The sequence below is a fragment of the Nonomuraea sp. NPDC049750 genome, from assembly GCF_040659625.1.
Lineage (GTDB): Bacteria > Actinomycetota > Actinomycetes > Streptosporangiales > Streptosporangiaceae > Nonomuraea.
The window spans coordinates 88,423-106,401 of the sequence record NZ_JBFANB010000032.1 but is presented as its reverse complement, the minus strand read 5'-3'; the positions used below and the strand labels follow the sequence as shown (position 1 = coordinate 106,401).

The window sequence follows — 17,979 nt, the reverse complement described above, 5'->3', positions numbered from 1 at the left end:
GTACGGCACGGCCCCCGTAAGATTCCGATGAGGAGGCGGGGTGCGAGAGATCGAGTTCCGGCGGGCAGGCCACGACCTCATTGAGATCGTCATCGACGGCGTTCGGTTGCTCGACCTCGTGCGGGAGGCGGAGCTCCCGTACGCGCGGTCCGAGCAGCTCGAACGAGCCGAGGAGTTCGCGCCCGAGCCCGCCCCACTGCTCGCGGGCGAGTACAGCTACTTCCCGGGGACCGGCTGGCCGAGCCGGCATTACCTGGGCGAGCCCACAGAAGTGGCCTACAACCAAGAAGACGACGAGACCATGTTGCTCGGCTGCACCTGCGGCATCCCGGAGTGCTGGGCGCTGCTGGCCAGAATCGAGGTCACAGACACAGAGGTCCGCTGGTCGGGGTTCTCCAACAGCGCCAGGGATTGGGACCTGTCAGCGACTCTCGGACCGTTCGTCTTCTCCCGCCGGCAGTACGAACAGGCCCTGCGTGCCACCGCCCGCCCCGCACCTGCGCCGCCGACGCCGGTGGTCCATGATGACGTACGGCTGGTACCAGTGATCGACGCGCTGTCCGATGTCGTACACGAGCTGACCGAGGACTATCCCGCACTACCGGATGATGAGTCGCTGTGGGATGCCTACTGGTTGAAGAGGATCGCCGCGGCAGGGCTGCCGAAACCGATGCCGGACAACCCGCGGCTGATTCCGCTGTCGGGTTTTCTCGCGGGAGGTTACCTGACAACGCTGGTCCGAGCCACGCTCCAACGGTCGCTCGGCGGGGGTGAAGAGGGCGCGCTCGACAACGTCAGCTGTCTGGAAGGGGGATATTGCCTGCTGGTGTCGGGCAAGCTCGTCGTCGAGCCGGGATGCTGCAGTGATCTGACGGACTTGGCGAGCTGGCGCGAGGCCGCCCGATACCGCGAGCCGTCTCCTTCGATGGTGTGGATCGGTCATCCCTGGCTCCATGTCGCCGCGGACGGCGACAGACTCCTGTTAACCGGTCCGACGGACACGGACGACCCGGGCCACGAGCTGGCCTGGGTCTCCCGCCGAGCACTTGAGCACGCTGTTCGGCGAGCCGCCGCAGAGGTTCGCTACTTCGCTCGGCCGCTCCACGCGCTCTGCACTTCTCAGACGGATGGCGGAAAAGCGGATGCGCTGTGCTCGGCGCTTCTGGGAGCCTCCTGGCTTCGCTCCGGCGGCGACTGGCCGGCATGAACGAGCTTCCTCGCGTACCCGTTCAGATCAGTTATCGGCGCACCCGATAGCGCAGGTGAAGCACCCGGTTGCCCTGAATCACCACGTCAGGGTCCTCCAACAGGTGCTGCGCGTGGACCGACCCGAAGTAGCGCTTGCCGGACCCCAACACGACGGGTACGACGTCCATGCGCACCTCGTCGACCAGGCCCGCGGCAAGCACCTGGCCACCGACGTCGCCGGCGGCGACCTCGACCATGCGGTCACCCGCGAGCTCCTGCGCCTTGGCCATGGCGGCCTCGACGCCGTCGACGAAGTGAAACGGCGCCTCGGGGTCCCAGCCCTCGGGCATCGGCCGGTGCGACACGACGACCACGTGGTCGATCCCGGCCGGAGGTTTCCCGTCCCAGCCATCCGTCATGTCGAAGACGTGGCGGCCGACGATCGTGACTCCGATCTGGTCCCAGTACGGCCGGGTGTAGTCGTAGGACGTCTGCGACACCTTCAGCTCGCCGCTCTCGTCCAACGGGACGTCACCGCTGGACAACCAGTCGAACAGCGGTCCGGGCTGGTCATTCTCGTCCGCGACGAAGCCGTCCACCGACACCGAGCTGTACATGACCACCTTGCCCACGGGGCTCTCCTCTGCTTTGGGGTGCCCCAAATTAGCGTGTCGTGAGCTGTCGCTCTTGTAAGAAATCAATCGGCCGGCAGCGGCCAGCCGTCCATCACGTGGCCGGGATGTTCGCGCAGGAACCGCCGCCGGACTTCGACGTACCGGGTCGGCGTGAGCCCGGTGAACGCCCGGAACTCGTGGCCGAAGTGGGCCTGGTCGAAGTAGCCTGCGCCGGCGGCGAGCTCGCCCCACTCGATCGGTCCGGCGGGGTCGATCGCGAACGCGGTGGCGGCGAAGCGGTAGGTGCGGGCCAGCCGCTTCGGCGTGACGCCGATGAGCTCCTTGAACCGCCGCGCCAGATGAGTGCTGCTGACACCGGCTGCCACGCTCAGGTCGCCGATCGCCACCGACCCGCTGGTCGCCGCGATGACGCCGCTCGTATGGCGGACCAGCCCCAGGCCGGCGGTCTCGCACAGCCGTCGCATCAGCTCCTGCTCGAGCAGCGTCAGCATCTCGTGCGGTCCGTTCGCCGTGGCCAGCCGGTCCCGCAGCTCAGCAATGGCGGGCCGGCCCCAAACCTGCTCCACCGTCACCGGCCGGTCACACAGCTCGGCCGCGGGCATCGGCAGGAACGGCGCCAGCCCCCACGGCTTGACATGCACGCCGACTGACCGGGTCCCCGGCGGATAGCCGAACTCGAAGGCGCGGGTGGGCATGGTGACCACGCAGCCGTCGGCGTACTCGGCCGTCTCGATGTCGGTGCCGGCGCGGATGCGGAACGGCGCCCCGAGGTTGACGATGAGCAACGCCGACGGCATCGGCGGCAGCGTCAGCCGGGCGTACGGCGGTGCGCCCTCCAGGTAGTAAAGGTCGTCGATCAGCCCGTCCAGCGGTGGTCGCGGCACTCTGGACACGTACTTCACGCGTCACAGCATCGCCGATGTACGGGCGGACCGCCAGGTCGTCGCACGCCGTCCGCCGTCCGCCGTAGGACGGCGGCGGGCGCTTCTTCTCCTTCAGCGCCTGATGATCAACCGTCCACTCTGACCTAGCAGGTGGTGCCGGCCACCTCGTAGTAGTTCGGTCCCGTCTGCCGCAAGGTCGTGGTCACGAACGTGTTCCACAGGCCCATCGCCTGGTCGGAGCCGTTGGCATAGGCGTAGCCGCCGGACTGGTGGGCCCGGCCCGCCTGGGTGTGCGCGTAGTTGGTGGCGGTGAAGCAGGGCTGCGGCGATGGGGTGGGGGTGGGCGTCGGTGTGGAGGTCGGCGGCGATCCCGTGTCGAGGCCGAAGAAGTGGGTGTCGTAGTACGCCGAGCAGATGGTGTCGAGGAAATAGGCGCCCGCCGTGCCGCACTGCTCCGCGGCGCCGCCCGGATCGACCGGCGTGCCGTGCCCCATCCCGGCGATTCGGTAGAAGCGGACCTCACCGCCGCCATAGGTCTCCATCGTGGTGCCACCGGGCAGGCTCGTCGTCGAGGCGGGGGCCTGTGACAGGCCGAGTACGTCGGTGAACTGGTCCCTGAGTTCCACGCCGTTGGCCTTGTTGACCACGTAGTCGGCCTGGCCGTGCCAGATCGAGACCCGCGGCCGCGGGCCGGTGTATCCGGGGTACGCGCCGCGCACCAGGGCACCCCAGTCCTTGGGGGTCTTGGTGACCGGGCCGTTCATGCAGGTGCTGGTCGAGGCGGGTGGGGAGCAGCGGTACGGCAGGCCCGCGACGATCGACGCCGCGTCGAACAGCTCCGGGTACGCCGCGACCATGACCGCGGTCATCGCGCCGCCCGCGGACAGGCCGGTAATGGAGATGCGACCGGGGTCGAGCTGGTAGGTGCTGATCGCGTACGACACCATCTGGGCGATGGACAGCGCTTCGCCCTGGCCGCGCCCGATGTCACCCTCCTGGAACCATTGGAAACAGTTCGACGGCGGGGTGGTGGCCTCGGGGAAGATCAGCGCGAAGCCGTACAGGTCGGCGAACTTCCGCCAGCCGGAGTTGGTGTAGTAGGCGTTGGCGCTCTGCGTACAGCCGTGCAGAGCGACGACGGCGGGGGAGCCCGCGGGCAGACCGTCGGGGCGGTAGACCCACATGTTCAGGGCGCCCGGGTTCGAGCCGAACCCCGTGACCTTCGTCAGGGAGGCCGCCCGGGACGGGCGCGCGACGGCGAGTAGGGCGAGGATGAGGACGAGCGCCGTCACGGCTCTGACGACGGCTCGGCTGGGGAGTGGAAACATCGGCGACTCCGTGGTTCACACGCCTGGCGATTGCCCGTGACGGTACGTTCCTGGCGAACGGCCTGATATGTGGCACGCACCAGAATTCCCGGAGGCGCACATGTGAGTCCGGCCCATACCTCTGTCGCGGACAGCCTTGTCAAGCTCGGCGACCGACCCCCCATGATCTATACGTGAACATCCGACAGGACAGGAACGCGCGGCGGATGCCCGCCGGGTTGGTCGCGCTCGCGCTCGGCGGCTTCGGGATCGGCCTGACCGAGTTCGTGATCGCGGGCCTGCTGCCCCAGGTGAGCCGCGGCCTGGACGTCTCTGAAGCCACGGCCGGGTGGCTCATCTCGGGATACGCCCTGAGCGTCGCGATCGGCGCGATCCTGCTGACCGCCGCCACCACCCGCATCCACCGCAAGGCCGTCCTCGTCGGGTTGGCGGCGTTGTTCGTCCTCGGCAACCTGCTGTCCGCCGTCGCGCCCAGCTACGCCGTGGCGCTGCTCGGCCGCGTCGTCGCCGCCCTGTGCCACGGCTCCTTCTTCGGCATCGGCTCGCTCGTCGCCCGGCGCATGGTCCCACCGGAGCGGGCCTCGCAGGCGGTCGCCGTGATGTTCGCCGGGCTGACGGTCGCCAACGTGCTGGGCGTGCCGTTCGGCGCTCTGGTCGGCGAACGCTGGGGCTGGCGCGCCACGTTCTGGGCCATCACCGGGATCGGCGTGCTGGCCGTGGCCGCCATCGCCGTGTGGGTTCCGGCCTGGGCGGGCGCCGTGCACGAGGCCCACCGGCCGGTCGGTCCGCGCCCCCAGCTACGCGCCTTCCGCTCCTGGCAGGTCTGGCTGACCCTGGCCGCCACCGCCCTCGGCTACGGCGGCATGTTCGGGGCGTTCAGCTACATCGCGTACACCTTTACCGAGGTCACCGGCTTCACCAGCGCCGATGTCGCCTGGCTGCTCGTCGTCTACGGCAGCGGCCTGGTGATCGGCAACGTCGCCGGGGGCCGGGCGGCCGACCGCGACCGCGACCGCACGCTGATCGTGTCCCTGGCGGGACTCGCCGCCACGCTCGCGGCGTTCGGGCTGCTGGCCGACGGGCGGGTCGCGTCGGTGGTCCTGGTCTTCCTGCTGGGCGTCTTCGGGTTCGCCGGCGTGCCCGGCATGATCACCCGCGTCACGGACGCAGCGGGCGGCGCGCCGCTCGCCGCCAGCGCCAACGTCGCGGCCTCCAACGTCGGCAACGCCCTGGGCGCCTGGCTCGGCGGCCTCGCGATCAGCGCGGGCCTTGGTTACACCGCGCCGCTGTACGTAGGCGCCGCGGTCGTGGCGCTCGGCCTCGCCGTGATGGTGGTCGCCGCCCGCACCGGGCGTGCCGCCTCAGCTCCGGCGTCCTTTGGTCAGGCGTCTGTCAGCCTCCGCCGTCTGCCGTGACGCGGTTGCTCGCCCAGCGCCCTCAGCCTGCTCAGCTTGCGGTCCATCGGATCGCCCGCGGCCACCTCGAGCGGATACGACTTCAACAGCGCTTACGTGTCGCGGGTCATGTGCAGGCGGCCGTGGTCGGAGGTGGTGACGGCGTCGGGGTCGATGTCGGCGCAGCGCAGAGTCTCGAAGTAGGTGGGGCCGTGGTCGAGGTGGAGCGACAGGGCGGTCGCGGCGCCCAGCGCAGCACCATTTCCATAAACTATGAATATAAAAATGCTATGCTTCGGGCATGAGTCGTCAAGACACCGCTCCTGGCGCGTCCGCCGCCATCGGGGCAGCCCTCTACGGCCTGGCCACCAGGGCCGCGAGACGCCTGCCCCGGGACATGAGTCTGACGTCCGCCGCCACCCTGGCCACCCTGGACCGGACCGGCCCGCGGCGCATCACCGATCTGGCCGCGGTCGAGGGCGTCACCCAGCCCGCGATGACCGCCCTGGTCCGGGTGATGGAGGAGTCCGGCCTGGTCGAGCGGCGGGGCGACGCGTCCGACAAGCGGGTCACGCTGGTGTGCCTGACCGAGGCCGGCGCCTCCTATGTCCGGACGCGGCGCCAGGCGGGCGTCCACGCGTTCGAGCGGTTGATCGGCGAGCTCACCGGCGAGGAGGTCGAGGCGCTGGTGGCGGCCCTTCCGGCGCTGAAGCATCTGGCAGAGCTCGAAAGCCAGGACCGCGAAGGGCCGAAGCAGTGACCGGCAGCCGGTCGGCGGGGTCGCGGTGAAGGCGTTCCCGGTGGCGCGTTCCGAGGCGCGGCTGCTGGTCCCCGCCCTGATGTTCATCGCTCTGGTCGTGGCGGCGGTCGCCAGCCTCGGGACGCCGCTCATCACCAGCGTGGCGACCTCGTTCCACGTCTCGCTCGGCAGCGCGCAGTGGACGCTGACCGTCGCGCTGCTCAGCGGCGCCGTCGCCACGCCGGTCCTGGGCCGGCTCGGAGCCGGCCCGCACCGGCGGGCCACGATCCTCGCCACGCTGGCGGTCGTCGTCGCCGGCAGCGCGCTCACCGTGCTGCCGCTGCCGTTCGCGTGGCTGCTGGCCGGCAGGGCGGCCCAGGGCGTCGGGCTCGGGCTGACGGCGCTGATGATGGGCGTGGCCCGGGACCACCTCCCCGAGGAGCGCAGCGCGGCCGTGATCGCCCTGATCTCGGTGGTCTCGATCATCGGGGCCGGCGTCGGCTACCCGCTGGCCGCACTGCTCGCCGAACTCGGCGGGGTACGGGCCGCCTACGGCCTCGGCCTGGTGGTCACCGCCGCCGCCCTCCTGACCGCGTGGCGCTCCATGCCCGAAGCCCCCGAAGGCCGCTCCGCCCACGTGGACGTGGCAGGCGCGGTCGTCCTGGCCGCTGCGCTGCTCCTGGTGCTGTTCCTCGCCGGTGAACGGAATCTGTGGAGCCGGCACCTCGCCGTGGCGGCGGGCCTCGCCGTCGTCGCGGTGGTGCTGCTCTGCGTCTGGGCCGTCATCGAGCTGCGCACCACGACGCCCCTGGTCGATGTGCGGGCGGTGCGGCACCCGGCGGTCGCCGGGGCGAACCTCGCCATGTTCGTCGGCGGGATCGGCATGTACCTCCTGCTCACGCTCATCACCCGGTACGCGCAGACGCCGCACGGCGCCGGCTACGGCTTCGGGCTGACGACCTTCGTCGCTGGGCTGGTCCTCATCCCGTTCTCGGTGCTGGGGTTCGTCGCCGGCAAGCTCACGCCGCGGGTCCGGACGCGGATCACCGACCCCCTGCTCCTGGCCGGCAGCGCCGTCGTGGTCGGTGGCGGGTTCGCCCTGTTCGCGGCGGCCCGATCGGACCTGACCGAACTGTTCGCGGCGATGGGCGTGCTCGGCTTCGGCGTCGGCGGCTTCTCGGCCGCGATGCCCGGCGTCATCCTGGCCGTCACCCCCAAGAGCGAGACGTCGAGCGCCATGAGCTTCAACTACGTCGTCCGCAGCGTCGGGTACTCCCTGGGCAGCGCCATCGGCGGCCTGATCCTCACCGCGGGCACCGGCCTCGGCCACCTCTTCCCCGACGACAGCGCCTACACCACCGCGGCGCTGGTCGGCATCGGCGCCATGGCGATCACGACGCTGACAAGCCTCGCTCTCGCCCGCCGACGCTCGTCCGAGACCAACCCGTAAGTCAGATGCACTCATCCCAACACTGGAGGTTCCATGCCCAAGGGCTACTGGGTCAGCGCCTACCGCACCATTTCAGACCCTGAGAAGCTGGCTGCTTACAACAAGCTGGCCGGTCCGGCCGTCGCGGCCGGAGGCGGTCGGGTCCTCGTTCGTGGCGGTCGGGTCGTGGCGCATGACGCCGGAATCGCCGAGCGCACCGTCCTGATCGAGTTCGACAGCTTCGAGCAGGCCGTCGCGGCGCACGAGAGTGCGGCCTACCAGGAAGCGTTGGTCGTCCTCTCCGACGGCGTCGAGCGCGACTTCCGCATCGTCGAAGGCATCGACTGACCGAGGTCAAGATGGTGGATCTTCACTGAAGATCCACCATCTTTCTCCGCGCCCAACACAACCAGTTCCTGAGCCGCCCCGGTAGACAGCGACAGCCGTGGTCCGCAGCAGGGCGGTCAGCGCTCGGCCGGTGGATTCCAGTGGGCGATGCGGACCTCGCGCAGCCAGGCTTCGACCGTGGCGGCGTCGGGCTGGGCGGGCAGCGGCGTGGGCGCGGTGTCGAACGCCTTCTCGGTGGCCGCCAGGAGGTCGTGGGCCTCCTGGGTGTTGCCTTCTGCGACCCTTTCGCCGAAGGCGCGGATCGCCTCGGGGTCGGGGAGCCGGATCGGCAGGTGGCCGGTCTCGTACAGCTCGCGCCCCTGGTGCAGGAGGCGGGCGAGATGGCGGGCATGCTTGCTGGTCCGCTTGCGGGTGTCGGCCGAGAACGAGCCGTCGCCGCGCCGGTCGAGGCGCTGGAACTGCTGAGTGGCGTACCCGAGGTAGGCGTCGCGGACCCGCGGGCCGGACAGGAACGCCGTCCGGATGGCGATCAGCTGGTCACCGAGCGGGGTACGGGTCTCGTACAGGTCGTCGGGCAGCCACACCAGCTCCATCACGGTCGGATTGCCACCCAGCGCGAGAGAGCACCACTTGCCCACCTCGTGGAGCGTCCGGTCGGGGTTGGTGTGGACGATGCTGTCCTTGGGCCGGGACAGACCGACCATGGCCAGCGTGGGGGTGGCGAAGATGCCAAGCCGGTCGACGTCGGAGTCGGGCCCGGCCAAACCGTAGGCGGTGGAGCCGACGACGCCGGCCAGCAGCACGGTGCCGGGGATGTTGGTCACGGGAGGTCCTTCGGGGGCGGTGATCGGGCAGCGCCCGCAGGTGGTGGGTGTCGTAGGAACCTCAAGGCTCCTGCCGCGGGGCCAGGCGCGCGTGCGGTCAGCGGGGGACAGGCCCGTCGAAGTGGATGCCTTCGAGGAGGTCGGCGGTCGGCCGGTCCAGGACGTGCGCGCCGGTGGCCGGGCTGGTGCGGCCGGCCCGGACCCGCCCCAGCAGCGCCTCCCAGCGGCGATTGTGCTGTGCGAACGTCCGCGTCGTCACGACCCGGCCCCTGGCCTGCTGGCCGGCCAGCGCGTCCGCGGGAGGGGCGTCGAGCAGCAGCAGGTGGAACGGGACCGCCGATCGGCGCGCCAGCCAGGCGAACCCGTGCAACACGGCGGATCCGCAGCCGCGATTGTGCGCGATCACCGCGGTGCCGCCCCGCAACGCCCGGCCGATGCGCCACACGTGCGTCGTGAACACCACCGCGGTACGCAGCGGCTTGGGCGCCCAGCCCAGACTCGTGCTCCACCGCAGGCGTGACTGCGCCGAGTCGATCACCACCACCGCGCCCGCCACGACCGGGCGGCTCTCCGTGCCGTCCAGGGCGTACAGGCGGCGCAGCAGCGTGGTCTTGCCCGCGCCGGGCAGGCCGGTCAGGATCACCAGGGAGCCGGCCGGGTAGCGCAGCGTCCCAGCGGCCTCCGGAACCGCCGGCACCGAGATTGTCAAGACCCTCACCTTCACCCCGATAGTACGGACACGTGCGTTGGTCACATTTTGCTGCACGTCAGGTGACAAGAGTGCCGTATCGGCGTGTTTATCCGCAGATCTAGGGGGATGGCGTCACAGACTGTTCCCTTGGCGGCGGGCCAAGGATCAAGGGGCATCGGTCCAGCGGCGCTTTCGCCACGGGAACGGCGCGATCTCGATGCGCGAGTTGACGGAGCCGTTCCACTTGGCCTCGACCCCGTGAGCGGTGAGGGTGTCGCACACCTCTTGTGCGATGGCGGCGCTCGCCGCGTCGCTCTTCGCCTCGTCGTCTTCGAAGGCGCCGAACGCCAGCATCAGCCCGTCGCCCTGAACCCCGGACTCGAGGTCCTGGCCGTGATAGAAGACCGCGCCGCGGGGCTTGTCCGGCAACTCCGAGGCGGCTTCGAGCGCGTCGGTCCAACCGTCGGACATCGTGAAACCCGCGTTCTGCAACGCGACGAGGCCGCGCTCGTTCAGCTCCTCGAATGCCTGGTCGATGGCGTCGTTCACGGTGGGGGTGAGCCAAGTGTCCTCACGCGCCCGCTCCTGCCGGAACAGCTCTTCCGCGTACGCCTTCAGCTCCTCCAGCAGATCTTCGTCGGTCGTTTCGTCCTCTAGCCAGTCCTCTATGTCGTATTCATCGTCGAAACCACCGAGAACTGCGAGTTCGATCTGCTCTCGTAAGAATGCGCGTTCCGTTGCCAACTCATCCGCACCGTCGTCACCATGCATGCGAGGAACCTACATGATCACTCCGACGCATCTTGCGGCCGCGTGGACGGCCGGTGAATGTCGATGGTGCGTGCGGGCCGCGACGCGTACGCCGACGGTGTCCGGGGGCCGACCTCATCGGCCGGGGTCGGCCGGCAGCGCCAAAGATGGCGGGAAAGCGCTTTCAAGGAGGGCGTCCCATGATCCGCCAGGGCTCACGCTGATGGCCCCCATCGCGCTGTGCCACACCGATCGCGGCGAGGGCGAGACCCCTGCTCCTCGTGCACGGCTGGGGCGGTCACGCCCGTACGTGGGCGCCCATCGCCGACGCGCTCCAGCCGGGTCACCGGGTGATCGCCGCCGACCTGCGCGGGCACGGCGGGTCGCCGGCGCCCATGGCCGGCTACCGGCCCGTCGACCTGGCGGGGGACCTCGTGGCCCTGCTCGACCGCCTCGACGCCGGACCGGTCGTCGCCGTGGGGCACTCGATGGGCGCCCAGGTCGTCACCGCCATGGCCGTGGAGCACCCCGAGCACGTCTCCGCGCTGGTGGTCGTCGATCCTGCCTATGGTGCGGACGCCGCCGAGGAGCGGCTGTTCGGAAAACGGCTGGCCGCCCTGCGGTCCAAGGGCGCGGCGGCGGCCGTCCGCCAGCTCGGCACCCTGCCCGCCGAGGTACGCGCCCAGTTGCTCGCCACCCCCGGTCACGTACTGGCCGCCTGCTATGAGGGCATGTACCTGGGCCCGGACGCGTTCGGCGCCCGGCCCGCGACGCGCCGCTACCTGGCCAGGCGCACCCGCCCGGTCCTTTGCGTCCGCTCGCTGAGCGAGCCGGCGGCGTGGGAGTCCTCTATCCCCGCACCTTCCGGGTCGCAGATGGTCACGTGGGACGGCACCGGGCATTTCCTGCACCTGGAACGCCCCCAGGCCTTCCGGCCTCCTTCGCCGCTGGCTGGCCACCCTGCGCCCGCACGCCCGCGCCCGCGCGTAGCGCCAGGCCTTACCCGTCCGCGACGTCACTGCCGCAGCAGGGCGAAGTCGGCGCGATCGTACGCCTGCCGTTTCAGCGGCTCGGCCTCTGCGACCGGCAGCCGACTTCAGCCAGGCCAGGGGTCAACGCATCCTCAACATGACCTCAACATCCCCGCTCCTATGGTCGGCGTGACATTTCGGACGGAGAAAACGGAGAAAGGGGACACGTAAGATGAGCATGAGAGGAAAGATCCGACTCGCGGCGATGGCGGCACTCGTCTCTGCCGCTCTGGTCGTACTTCCTGGCTACAGCGCCTCGGCATCGACCGAGTCGGCCGCCCGGGACGGCGCCCCCGACTGCGCCACGACCTGGACTGGACACGACTACAACAAGTGGGTCAAGGTCCGCAACGACTGCGGGCACACCATCCGTGTCAAGATCGTCATCCAGTACAACTTCGACAGTGAGTGCAAGGTGCTCAAGCCGCACAAGACCTTCCTCTTTCGGCACGGCTGGGGCTCCTACCTCGACGAAGTCAGGGCCTGCTGACTTGGCGATCGTATGAATGCCGGATCGCGAATTCCGGTACGAAAAGGTGCCTTCCACTCTGCCTCCGCTGCGACCCCAGCATGTCGCCGCCAGACAGGTGAGAAGGCACCTTTTCGCGCTATCTCATATTTCGCCGATAAATCAGGACCGTTGCCAACCCTCGGGAAGAGGGGCCTGCTTCGCGGAAGGGGCCGCGTCGTAGAGGATGAAGAGCGCCCAGTCCCGCCCGTTGGTCGCACAGGCCGAATGGTCCCAGGTCCACCAGCCCTGACTGGCGCCCCATCTACGCTGCGCTTCGCAGGTCCCCTCGTCCGGATAGAAATTGAAGATGTACCAGACTCCCGCCGCGGCGTTCGCCTGCGTGATGGACGATGCGCTTTCCGCCCAAGTCGGCGCGGCCAGCGTCATGCCGCCGGCGGCGAGAGCGGCCGTGATCGCGAGTGTCGTCGCGGCTTTCTTGATATTCCGCACTGTTCTCTCCTGAGTGTGATTCATCGGATCGAAGGTCACGGGGAGGGGTCGTAGACGACCCAGAGGGCCCACTGGCCGTTGAGGGGCCGGCAGGTGAATCCAATAGCTCCGTTTTGGTGGACGTATGCCCGGCCGACTTCGGCGCAGCTGTCCAGGCTGGAATACCAGCCGCCCCATTCCGTGTGGCTCTCCACCTGCGCGGGGCCCGCCACTTGCCGGGTCGACGAGCTGCTCTGCGCCGCGAATGCTGGGACCACGGGAGTCAGGGCCAAGCCCAGGCCGACTAGGCCGACGGCTATTCGCCTCGCCATGCGATTGTGCATACTTCATCCCTTCTTCTGGATCGAAAACCCTTAGACGGGGACGGAGACGCTGAGGCGGTCTCCGACCGGCACGGGACTCGTACCCGGAGCGATGATTAGGGACAGTCCCTGGCAGTGCGTTCCTTGGTAAACGGTGACAGCGACATTCGTGCGATTTGTGACATTGCTGAAGGCTGATGCGGTGCTGTAACAACCGGCCGTGGGATTGTTATACATGATTCTTTGCCCGGCAGGGCTGATGGAAAGAATCAGTGTTCCCGTGGCGGCGTTCGCGGGCGCCGCGACGAGCGCCATGCCTGCGACCAGTGTCGTCATCGCGAGTAACCGTGCTGTCGTTCTCAAGGCGACTCTCCTTTTGTCGCGAATCTCCAAGGGATTTCGAGGCCGCGGACATCATGCTCGCCGCTTCGGCTTTCGTATCGCTGGCGTGGCGCTGACATGTCCTTGTGGAAGGAGTCAGTGCGGCGAAAGGGGATCAGCGTGCGGGGCAATGGTCCGATCGGACGGGCCGCGGTTTGCTGCTGGGGGCGGGGCTTACCGGGCAGGCCGTGATGGAGAGTCGCCGAGTGTAAAGGCCGCCGGGTCGCGGTGCGCGGCGGGCAACGGTGCGGAGCGGGCCACTATGTGTGGCGGGTCGCGGTGCGCGGGGGGCCACTATGTGCGGCGGGTCGCGGTGCGCGGGAGGCCATCATGTGCGGCGGGTCGCGGTGCGTGGGGGCCGGCGAAAAACGATTTTTCAAGATCCGCCTTTTTTGACCTCTCTTCCGTACACGTTTCGACAGTTGAACGCGGAAGGAGAAGCCAATGACCCCACTGCGATCCGTCCCGCGAACACACGCCGAGCATGCCTGGCCCCTGCGCGAAGACGTGCAGGCCGTCCGGTATGCCCGAACGGTCGTCCGTGACGCGCTGACCGGACTGGAACTGAGTCCCGATCTCGTCGATGACGCCGTGCTAATGGCCAGCGAATTGGTGACAAATGCCTTTCTGTATGGAGAGGCACCCTATGAGCTGGTGCTTCACGCCGATCCCGAGGAGATCGTGTGCATGGTGGTGGACTGCGGTCCACCGCTGCCGGTGGCCCGTGTGGTCGACGCCGACGCCGAGCGCGGGCGGGGGCTGTGCATCGTCGCCGCGCTCTCCGAAGGCTTCTGGGGATGCCATCCCCAGAAGTACGTCACCAGTCCGGGGCGTATCGGGAAGGCGACGTGGTTCGCGTTGCCGTACCGGCGTCCGAGGATGCCGGCCGTACGGCGGGGCGGGCTGTTCGCCGGGAGAGGGCCCGGAAGCGCCGCCTAGCGCCTGACGCCGGAGCGGGAGAGGAACGGGCGCTGTGGGGGCGCCTGTTCGATCCGCGAGCTGTTCACAACGACACACCGCTGGCCTAAGGCGATACGCCACCGGCCAGGCAAGGCACGCTGCCGGCTTATATGGCGACACGCCGCCGGTTTAATGCGATGCAGTGTGCCGGCGATGCGTGGTTGGGTGGGTGCCATGGATGCCCCTCGCTTGCTGGCCTGTCTGGCTGACGAATACGGCCTGCTCAGAGCCGCGGCCTCCGCCGCGCCGGACGCGGCGCCCGTGCCTAGCTGCCCGGGGTGGACCGCCGCCGATCTGGTCGCGCACATCACTGAGGTCTACCTGCACAAGGCCGAGACGATGCTGCGCGGGGAGTGGCCGACCCCATGGCCGCCCGACCTGTCCGGTGAGGAGCCGTTCGCGGTGCTCGACCGGGCCTTTGCCGAGCTGATGGCGGAGTTCGCCGCTAGGGCCCCGGACGACTACGCGCTCACCTGGTACGAGCCCGACCAGAGCGTCGGGTTCTGGATCAGGCGCATGGCCCAGGAGACGGTGATCCACCGCGTCGACGCCGAACTCGCGGCCGGCCTGCCCGTGACGCCCGCCGCCGACGACCTGGCCCTCGACGGGGTGGACGAGGGACTCAAGGTGATGCTCGCGCACGAATTCGCCCACTACCCCGAAAGCTTCGCCGAGGCCCTGCGCCCCGACCTCAAGGGGGCGATCGCGGTCGTCGGCGGAGAGCGCGCCTGGCTCGTACGGGCCACGCCCACCGAGATCACCGTCGCCGACGAGACCGCCGACAGGGCGGTCGAGCAGGCGCGGACCGTCGTGTCGGGGGCGCCCGACGAGTTGCTGCGCTGGGTGTGGGGCAGGGGCGGCGAGGTGTCGGTCACCGGCGACCCCGAGCAGGTCACCTACCTGCGCCGACTCCTCTCCCTCGCGACCCAGTAACCCCAGCGACCCGAGCGACCCGGGCGGCGGGCCTTACAGCCCGCAGAGCTCCGACAGGCTCTGGGCGGTCTTCTGGCTGTTCTGGGTGGGCGTCTGGGTCGGCTTGGCGGCGGCGTACGAACGGGTCGGCTTGGTCGTGGGCGTCCCGGGCGAGGACGTGACGTCAGCCGCCTGCGCGCTCCGGGTCGGCCGGACCGAGTCCTTGATCGCCTTGTCCGCGGCCCGCCGGATCTTCAGCCAGTCGGGACGCCCCGACAGGAACTCCGGCGGTACGAACTGCAAGCTGGTGATCTTGGCGCTCTTCACCTTGACGGCCAGCGCCACGAGCGGCTCGACCAGCTCCTGCGGGATGTTCGTCTGCGCGAGCCGCTTCGTCGCATCGGCGATCTTGCCGAAGTTCAACAGGATCTTGTCGGGCGTCGCCTGCTGCGCGAACGCGCCGATGACGCAGCGCTGGCGGGCCATGCGCGAGAAGTCGTCGCTGTCCACTCGCGACCGGCCGTACCACAGGGCCTGCTCGCCGGTCAGCTTCTTGTAGCCCGCCTTGATCGTGCCCGCGGTGCCGAAGTGGCCGCCCCACTTGATGTCGCGCTCCACGCGGATCTTGAGGCCGCCGATGGCGTCGACCAGGTCCGCGAAGCCGTACATGTTCATCATGGCGTAGTAGTCGATCTTCAGGTTGAGCGTGTAGCCGATGGCGTCCATCAGCGCGCGTGGGCCCCTGTTCTTGCCGCCCATGATCTGCGGGTTCTCAGTGGCGTACTGCCAGACCTCGTTGAGCAGGCCGCCGTTGGGCAGCTCCGCCATGAAACCGTTGGGGAACTGCTTGCGCAGCGGCGAGGACGTCGGGAAGTGTACGTGCTGCAGGTTGCGCGGCAGGCTGAACAGGACCGTCTTGCCCGTCGCGATGTCCACGCTGGCGATCGTCATGCTGTCGGTGCGCACGCCGGTACGGTCGCCGGCCGCGTCGCCGCCGATCAGCAGGAAGTTCACCCGGTCCTTGCCGTTCCAGGGATCGTCCTCCTTGATCGGCGCGACACTCGGGTCCGTGCTCAGGGCGATGGGGACGAAGATCTTCTGGGAGGCGTTGCGGAAGGTCAGCACGGTGTCCGCGACGAAGGCGAAGGGGGCCATGACCGAGACGCAGAGCACGCCGACCACGATGCCGGAGACGATCTGGCCCTGCTGGTGCAGCCGGTTGGGGCCGAGCGCCACGTACGACAGCACGATGATGGCGAACCAGGCCAGTGCGAGCACAGCGGCGATGACGATGACCGTCAGCTGCATGTCGGCGCCGACCAATTGGGCGATGTTGTCCTTGTTGCGCGTCAGCCCGAACGCCAGCCCGGCGAGCAGCAGCACCACGTACGCGCCGAGCATGACCAGGCCGGTACCACGGCGCCCGGCGCGCAGGTGAGCGGCGCCGGGGACGATGGCGGACAGCAGGGTCCAGCCGAGCAGGCCGCCGGTGGAGAGCGGCTTGGCGAACTGGGGCGCCGCCGAGGCCGCCCGCGGCCGGGGCTTGGGCCGCCCGGCGCCGGAGGACGCGGGACCACGAGCGCCCTTGCCGCCCCGGCCCTTCCCACCCGGACCCTTCCCACCCGGACCGGTGCCACCCGGACCGGTCTCGCCCGGGCCGGTCCCGCCGGGACTCGTGGGATGCGTGCCAGCCGGACGCGTGCCGTGGCCGCCTGCGGACGGGGGGCTGTCGCCGGGGGCGTCGCTCTGCGGTGAGCTGTCCGCGGGGGTGCGGTTCTGCGGTGAGCTGTCTGCGGGGGTGCGGTTCTGGGGTGAGCCCGCGTCCGGCGGTTCGCCCGTACGGCCGGCGTCCGAACCCTCTCCTGGTCCGGTTTCGGACCCTGTGCCCGAGCGGCGGGGAGCGCGCCGTTTTCTGCCCTCGGGCGCGGTGTCCACCCCATCGCGCTTGCTCACACCGGCTCCTTCACACGCCTACCTGGCGAAACCCATGGTTTTTGCACCCCGTAGGGCACAAGATTGCCAGGAGTCTAGCTCCCATATAGGGACATCCAAGACATGTACCCAACCTGAGATGAACAGGCCATGACATCAGGAGGTCGTGGACGAAGCCGCCATCCAGGTGTTGCACTGGAACGCCTGGTTCCTCTCCCAGCCCTGACGGAACCACCGGTTGTTGTTCACTCTGTTGCCGTGGTCGCGGGGATATCCGGGATAGTCGCCCACCTGCCCGTAGAACCAGAAGAGGCGGGCGCGGTTCGCGGTGTTGACCGGGTAGGACGCGGCCACCGACCGCATCCACATGCCGCCGAAGCAGGTCGCCTGGAGCTCCAGCTTCCTGCTCAGTGCCAGCTTGCCGCTCCGGCTGCTGGAGTCGACCGTCTGCTTCCACCAGGAGTCCATCACGCCCGAGATGTTCTGGACGTGGTGCCCGTACTCGTGGGCCAGCATGCTGATGATCCCGCCGTGCCAGGAGATGATCTCCCCGTAGCCGCGGGCGTTCCCGTTGCCCCTGGCCATGGCCGAGGTGGAGGCGTAGATGGTGTTGTTGCGCGGGCAGTAGTACGGCACCATGCTCCCCGGCGACGGATAGTCGCCGCAGGCGCCCCTGCCGCGCGTGGCCACGATCGAGTAGCTCGGCGGCGTGAACCGGATGCCCTGCCGCTGCATGATCGGCCCCCAGGCCCGGTCCATGCACCTGCCGGTCTTCAGGATCAGCGCCTTGAGCTGGCTGTGGCTGAAGATGCTCGCGCCGCCCGCCGGGCAGGCCACCCTGGGCAGGGCGCCGACCCGGTACAGGGTGTTGTTCCTCGTGCTCGTGTTCAGCGTGGGCCGGGCCGGCGTCTCGGGCTCGGTGGACCGCGTCGCCGTCGGCTCGCTCGACCGGGTCTGGCTCCGCGACTCGGACGGGGACGGCGTCTCGTCGTCGTCATAGGAGTCGGTGTAGGAGGGGATGGCGACCGGCGTGGTCGTGTCGTGTCTGGACGAGCCTTTGAGCATCGCCGTCGCGATCACGAGCAGCACGAACAGCGCCGCCATCGACCCGAAGACCGCCCCGAGGATGCCGATCACCCCCATGCCCGACTTCTTCCGCGGCGGCGGCCCCCACGGCCCCGGCGGCATGGGCGGACGCGGGGGAGGAGGCGGCTGCTGCGGATGCCAGGAGCCGCCCTGTGGCGGTCCGTACGGCCCGCCCGGCGGGTGCGGCTGCCCTTGCCCGCTTAG

At 69.4% G+C, this 17,979-nt stretch carries 18 protein-coding genes; 9 read left to right on the top strand and 9 right to left on the bottom strand.

Going from position 1 to position 17,979, the window contains the following annotated elements:
• Positions 1-40 precede the first annotated feature (40 nt).
• Positions 41-1,207: a hypothetical protein gene (locus AB0J16_RS48230; protein WP_358552859.1), complete on the top strand. Its 1,167-nt coding sequence runs from the start codon at positions 41-43 to the stop codon at positions 1,205-1,207.
• A 31-nt stretch (positions 1,208-1,238) separates the two neighbouring features.
• Here AB0J16_RS48230 and AB0J16_RS48225 read toward each other — a convergent pair whose 3' ends face one another.
• From AB0J16_RS48225 to AB0J16_RS48215, 3 genes are all read right to left on the bottom strand, one after another.
• Entirely contained in the window at positions 1,239-1,820 is a 582-nt protein-coding gene (locus tag AB0J16_RS48225) for a dihydrofolate reductase family protein (protein ID WP_358552857.1), read from the bottom strand.
• A 65-nt stretch (positions 1,821-1,885) separates the two neighbouring features.
• On the bottom strand, positions 1,886-2,725 hold the full coding sequence (locus tag AB0J16_RS48220; protein ID WP_358552855.1) for a helix-turn-helix domain-containing protein: 840 nt from the start codon (positions 2,723-2,725) through the stop codon (positions 1,886-1,888).
• Between the two features lie 125 nt (positions 2,726-2,850).
• Positions 2,851-4,035: a PHB depolymerase family esterase gene (locus AB0J16_RS48215; RefSeq protein ID WP_358552853.1), complete on the bottom strand. Its 1,185-nt coding sequence runs from the start codon at positions 4,033-4,035 to the stop codon at positions 2,851-2,853.
• 173 nt (positions 4,036-4,208) lie between these two features.
• Here AB0J16_RS48215 and AB0J16_RS48210 point away from each other — a divergent pair, with 173 nt between their 5' ends.
• From AB0J16_RS48210 to AB0J16_RS48195, 4 genes are all read left to right on the top strand, one after another.
• Complete coding sequence (locus tag AB0J16_RS48210) at positions 4,209-5,450, top strand: MFS transporter (RefSeq protein ID WP_358552851.1); 1,242 nt, start codon at positions 4,209-4,211, stop codon at positions 5,448-5,450.
• A gap of 280 nt (positions 5,451-5,730) precedes the next feature.
• Positions 5,731-6,189: a MarR family transcriptional regulator gene (locus AB0J16_RS48205; protein WP_358552849.1), complete on the top strand. Its 459-nt coding sequence runs from the start codon at positions 5,731-5,733 to the stop codon at positions 6,187-6,189.
• Positions 6,190-6,229: 40 nt separating this feature from the next.
• Positions 6,230-7,618, top strand: coding sequence for an MFS transporter (locus tag AB0J16_RS48200; RefSeq protein WP_358552847.1), 1,389 nt, complete (start codon positions 6,230-6,232; stop codon positions 7,616-7,618).
• A 33-nt stretch (positions 7,619-7,651) separates the two neighbouring features.
• Positions 7,652-7,945, top strand: a complete 294-nt coding sequence (locus AB0J16_RS48195) for a DUF1330 domain-containing protein (protein WP_358552845.1) — start codon at positions 7,652-7,654, stop codon at positions 7,943-7,945.
• A 116-nt stretch (positions 7,946-8,061) separates the two neighbouring features.
• Here AB0J16_RS48195 and AB0J16_RS48190 read toward each other — a convergent pair whose 3' ends face one another.
• From AB0J16_RS48190 to AB0J16_RS48180, 3 genes are all read right to left on the bottom strand, one after another.
• Positions 8,062-8,769 carry a nucleotidyltransferase domain-containing protein gene (locus tag AB0J16_RS48190; RefSeq protein ID WP_358552843.1) on the bottom strand — a complete coding sequence of 236 codons (708 nt, stop codon included), beginning with the start codon at positions 8,767-8,769 and terminating at the stop codon, positions 8,062-8,064.
• Positions 8,770-8,866: 97 nt separating this feature from the next.
• On the bottom strand, positions 8,867-9,478 hold the full coding sequence (locus AB0J16_RS48185; protein WP_358552841.1) for an AAA family ATPase: 612 nt from the start codon (positions 9,476-9,478) through the stop codon (positions 8,867-8,869).
• A gap of 147 nt (positions 9,479-9,625) precedes the next feature.
• A complete protein-coding gene (locus AB0J16_RS48180) occupies positions 9,626-10,231 on the bottom strand; it encodes a hypothetical protein (protein ID WP_358552839.1) in 606 nt (201 codons plus the stop codon).
• Between the two features lie 260 nt (positions 10,232-10,491).
• Here AB0J16_RS48180 and AB0J16_RS48175 point away from each other — a divergent pair, with 260 nt between their 5' ends.
• Both AB0J16_RS48175 and AB0J16_RS48170 read left to right on the top strand, forming a co-directional pair.
• Positions 10,492-11,412 (top strand): alpha/beta hydrolase, encoded by a 921-nt coding sequence (locus tag AB0J16_RS48175; protein WP_358552837.1) that lies wholly within the window; start codon positions 10,492-10,494, stop codon positions 11,410-11,412.
• A gap of 7 nt (positions 11,413-11,419) precedes the next feature.
• Positions 11,420-11,731, top strand: coding sequence for a hypothetical protein (locus AB0J16_RS48170; protein WP_358552835.1), 312 nt, complete (start codon positions 11,420-11,422; stop codon positions 11,729-11,731).
• 141 nt (positions 11,732-11,872) lie between these two features.
• Here AB0J16_RS48170 and AB0J16_RS48165 read toward each other — a convergent pair whose 3' ends face one another.
• A complete protein-coding gene (locus tag AB0J16_RS48165) occupies positions 11,873-12,241 on the bottom strand; it encodes a hypothetical protein (RefSeq protein WP_358552833.1) in 369 nt (122 codons plus the stop codon).
• Between the two features lie 1,088 nt (positions 12,242-13,329).
• On the opposite strand from AB0J16_RS48165, the gene AB0J16_RS48160 reads away from it, so the two are divergent.
• Together AB0J16_RS48160 and AB0J16_RS48155 are read left to right on the top strand one after the other, a co-directional pair.
• Complete coding sequence (locus AB0J16_RS48160) at positions 13,330-13,824, top strand: ATP-binding protein (protein WP_358552831.1); 495 nt, start codon at positions 13,330-13,332, stop codon at positions 13,822-13,824.
• A gap of 195 nt (positions 13,825-14,019) precedes the next feature.
• The gene (locus AB0J16_RS48155) at positions 14,020-14,778 is read left to right on the top strand and encodes a maleylpyruvate isomerase family mycothiol-dependent enzyme (protein WP_358552829.1); all 759 of its coding nucleotides are present in this window, start codon (positions 14,020-14,022) and stop codon (positions 14,776-14,778) included.
• A gap of 33 nt (positions 14,779-14,811) precedes the next feature.
• On the opposite strand, the gene AB0J16_RS48150 is transcribed toward AB0J16_RS48155, so the two are convergent.
• Together AB0J16_RS48150 and AB0J16_RS48145 are read right to left on the bottom strand one after the other, a co-directional pair.
• Positions 14,812-16,710, bottom strand: a complete 1,899-nt coding sequence (locus AB0J16_RS48150) for an LCP family protein (RefSeq protein ID WP_358552827.1) — start codon at positions 16,708-16,710, stop codon at positions 14,812-14,814.
• Positions 16,711-16,845: 135 nt separating this feature from the next.
• A complete protein-coding gene (locus tag AB0J16_RS48145; protein ID WP_358552824.1) occupies positions 16,846-17,832 on the bottom strand; it encodes a neutral zinc metallopeptidase in 987 nt (328 codons plus the stop codon).
• Between the last annotated feature and the right edge of the window lie 147 nt (positions 17,833-17,979).